This window comes from Mycobacterium sp. NGS48, assembly GCF_059812585.1.
This window is the reverse complement of record NZ_JCALCY010000038.1, coordinates 1-3404: the sequence shown is the minus strand read 5'-3', so window position 1 is coordinate 3404 and position 3404 is coordinate 1. Positions and strand designations below refer to the sequence as shown.

Here is a 3404-nt window from a genome sequence, read left to right as displayed (position 1 = left end):
GTTTTTTGTTTGTCGAGTGTTTTTTTGTGTTTGTAAGTGTGTTAGGGCGCATGGTGGATGCCTTGGCATCAGGGGCCGATGAAGGACGTGGGAGGCTGCGATATGCCTCGGGGAGTTGTCAACCGAGCGTGGATCCGAGGATGTCCGAATGGGGAAACCCGGCACCAGTGATGTGGTGTCACCCACTGCTGAATGTATAGGCAGTGGGGGGGAACGCGGGGAAGTGAAACATCTCAGTACCCGTAGGAGAAGAAAACAAGTGTGATTCCGTTAGTAGTGGCGAGCGAACGCGGAGGATGGCTAAACCGCATGCATGTGATACCCGGCGGGGGTTGTGTGTGTGGTGTTGTGGGGTCTGTGTTCTGGTCACCGCCGTGGCCGGCAGCAGTGAGAAAACAGTGTGTTAGTCGAAGTGGCCTGGGATGGTCTGCCGTAGACGGTGAGAGCCCGGTAGGTGAAAACATGCTGTCTGCTGTGCGCAGGTGCCCCGAGTAGCAGCGGGCCCGTGGAATCTGCTGTGAATCTGCCGGGACCACCCGGTAAGCCTGAATACTTCCTGATGACCGATAGCGGATTAGTACCGTGAGGGAATGGTGAAAAGTACCCCGGGAGGGGAGTGAAAGAGTACCTGAAACCGTGCGCCTACAAGCCGTCAGAGCCTTCCCTTTGGGGTGGGGTGATGGCGTGCCTTTTGAAGAATGAGCCTGCGAGTCACCGACATGTCGCGAGGTTAACCCGGGTGGGGTAGCCGCAGCGAAAGCGAGTCTGAATAGGGCGTATCCCTGTATGGGGTGTAGTGGTGTGTTGTGGACCCGAAGCGGAGTGATCTACCCATGGCCAGGGTGAAGCGCGGGTAAGACCGCGTGGAGGCCCGAACCCACTTAGGTTGAAGACTGAGGGGATGAGCTGTGGGTAGGGGTGAAAGGCCAATCAAACTCCGTGATAGCTGGTTCTCCCCGAAATGCATTTAGGTGCAGCGTTACATGTTTCTTGCCGGAGGTAGAGCTACTGGATGGCCGATGGGCCCTACTAGGTTACTGACGTCAGCCAAACTCCGAATGCCGGTAAGAGGAAAGTGTGGCAGTGAGACGGCGGGGGATAAGCTCCGTGCGTCGAAAGGGAAACAGCCCAGATCGCCGGCTAAGGCCCCTAAGCGTGTGCTAAGTGGGAAAGGATGTGCAGTCGCAAAGACAACCAGGAGGTTGGCTTAGAAGCAGCCACCCTTGAAAGAGTGCGTAATAGCTCACTGGTCAAGTGATTGTGCGCCGATAATGTAGCGGGGCTCAAGCACACCGCCGAAGCCGCGGCAACAATTTTATTGTTGGGTAGGGGAGCGTCCCCTCACCGGAGAAGCAGCAGAGTGATCTAGCTGTGGAGGTGTGGGGAGTGAGAATGCAGGCATGAGTAGCGATAAGGCAAGTGAGAACCTTGCCCGCCGAAAGACCAAGGGTTCCTGGGCCAGGCCAGTCCGCCCAGGGTGAGTCGGGACCTAAGGCGAGGCCGACAGGCGTAGTCGATGGACAACGGGTTGATATTCCCGTACCCGTGTGTGCGCGTCCCTGACGAAACAGATCTGCTAACCACCCAAAAGGTGGCCGACCAATCCCTTTCGGGGGTGCGGGGGTCGCCGGCTGCGTGGGACCCGGTCTGGTAGTAGTCAAGCGATGGGGTGACGCAGGAAGGTAGCCGTACCAGTCAGTGGTAATACTGGGGCAAGCCGGTAGGACGAACGATAGGCAAATCCGTCGTTCACATAGTCCGAGAGGTGATGCATAGCCGATTGTGGTGAATTCGGTGATCCTAAGCTGCCAAGAAAAGCCTCTAGCGAGCACACGCACGGCCCGTACCCCAAACCGACACAGGTGGTCAGGTAGAGAATACCAAGGCGTACGAGATAACTATGGTTAAGGAACTCGGCAAAATGCCCCCGTAACTTCGGGAGAAGGGGGACCCCCACACCGTCAACCGGCTTGCCCGGGGCAGCGGCAGGGGGTGGCACAAACCAGTGAGAAGCGACTGTTTACTAAAAACACAGGTCCGTGCGAAGTCGCAAGACGAGGTATACGGACTGACGCCTGCCCGGTGCTGGAAGGTTAAGAGGACCCGTTAACCCCCTCGTGGGGTGAAGCGGAGAATTTAAGCCCCAGTAAACGGCGGTGGTAACTATAACCATCCTAAGGTAGCGAAATTCCTTGTCGGGTAAGTTCCGACCTGCACGAATGGCGTAACGACTTCTCAACTGTCTCAACCATAGACTCGGCGAAATTGCACTACGAGTAAAGATGCTCGTTACGCGCGGCAGGACGAAAAGACCCCGGGACCTTCACTACAACTTGGTATTGATGTTCGATGCGGTTTGTGTAGGATAGGTGGGAGACTAAGAAGCAGTCACGCCAGTGATTGTGGAGTCATTGTTGAAATACCACTCTGATCGTATTGGACCTCTAACGTCGAACCGTCTATCCGGTTCACGGACAGTGCCTGGCGGGTAGTTTAACTGGGGCGGTTGCCTCCTAAAATGTAACGGAGGCGCCCAAAGGTTCCCTCAACCTGGACGGCAATCAGGTGTCGAGTGCAAGTGCACAAGGGAGCTTGACTGCAAGACCCACACGTCAAGCAGGGACGAAAGTCGGGACTAGTGATCCGGCACCCCCGAGTGGAAGGGGTGTCGCTCAACGGATAAAAGGTACCCCGGGGATAACAGGCTGATCTTCCCCAAGAGTCCATATCGACGGGATGGTTTGGCACCTCGATGTCGGCTCGTCGCATCCTGGGGCTGGAGCAGGTCCCAAGGGTTGGGCTGTTCGCCCATTAAAGCGGCACGCGAGCTGGGTTTAGAACGTCGTGAGACAGTTCGGTCTCTATCCGCCGCGCGCGTCAGAAGCTTGAGGAAACCTGTCCCTAGTACGAGAGGACCGGGACGGACGAACCTCTGGTCCACCAGTTGTCCCACCAGGGGCACCGCTGGATAGCCACGTTCGGACAGGATAACCGCTGAAAGCATCTAAGCGGGAAACCTTCTCCAAGACCAGGCTTCTCACCCTCCAGGAGGGATAAGGCCCCCCGCAGACCACGGGATCAATAGACCAGACCTACACACCTGGCAACAGGTTCAGGGAACTGGCACTAACCGGCCGAAAACTTACACACAACGCAACCACACCCACAACCCACCCACCCCACCACCAAACTAAATTTAAAAAAATAGAGTTACGGCGGAAATAGCGACAGGGAAACGCCCGGACCCATCCCGAACCCGGAAGCTAAGCCTGCCAGCGCCGATGATACTACCCACCCGGGTGGAAAAGTAGGACACCGCCGAACACACACAAAAAAGGGCACCCCACAAAGGTGCCCTTTTTTATTCTCAAAAGCAGCTAGTCGAAAAGGGTCAGCGTCGCCGA

General features: G+C 56.6%; 2 rRNA genes. Both read left to right on the top strand.

The window, feature by feature from the left end:
- Positions 1–30: 30 nt before the first annotated feature.
- A 23S ribosomal RNA gene (locus AC5Y42_RS23540) occupies positions 31–3150 on the top strand.
- A 61-nt stretch (positions 3151–3211) separates the two neighbouring features.
- A 5S ribosomal RNA gene (rrf, locus tag AC5Y42_RS23535) occupies positions 3212–3324 on the top strand.
- Positions 3325–3404: the final 80 nt, after the last annotated feature.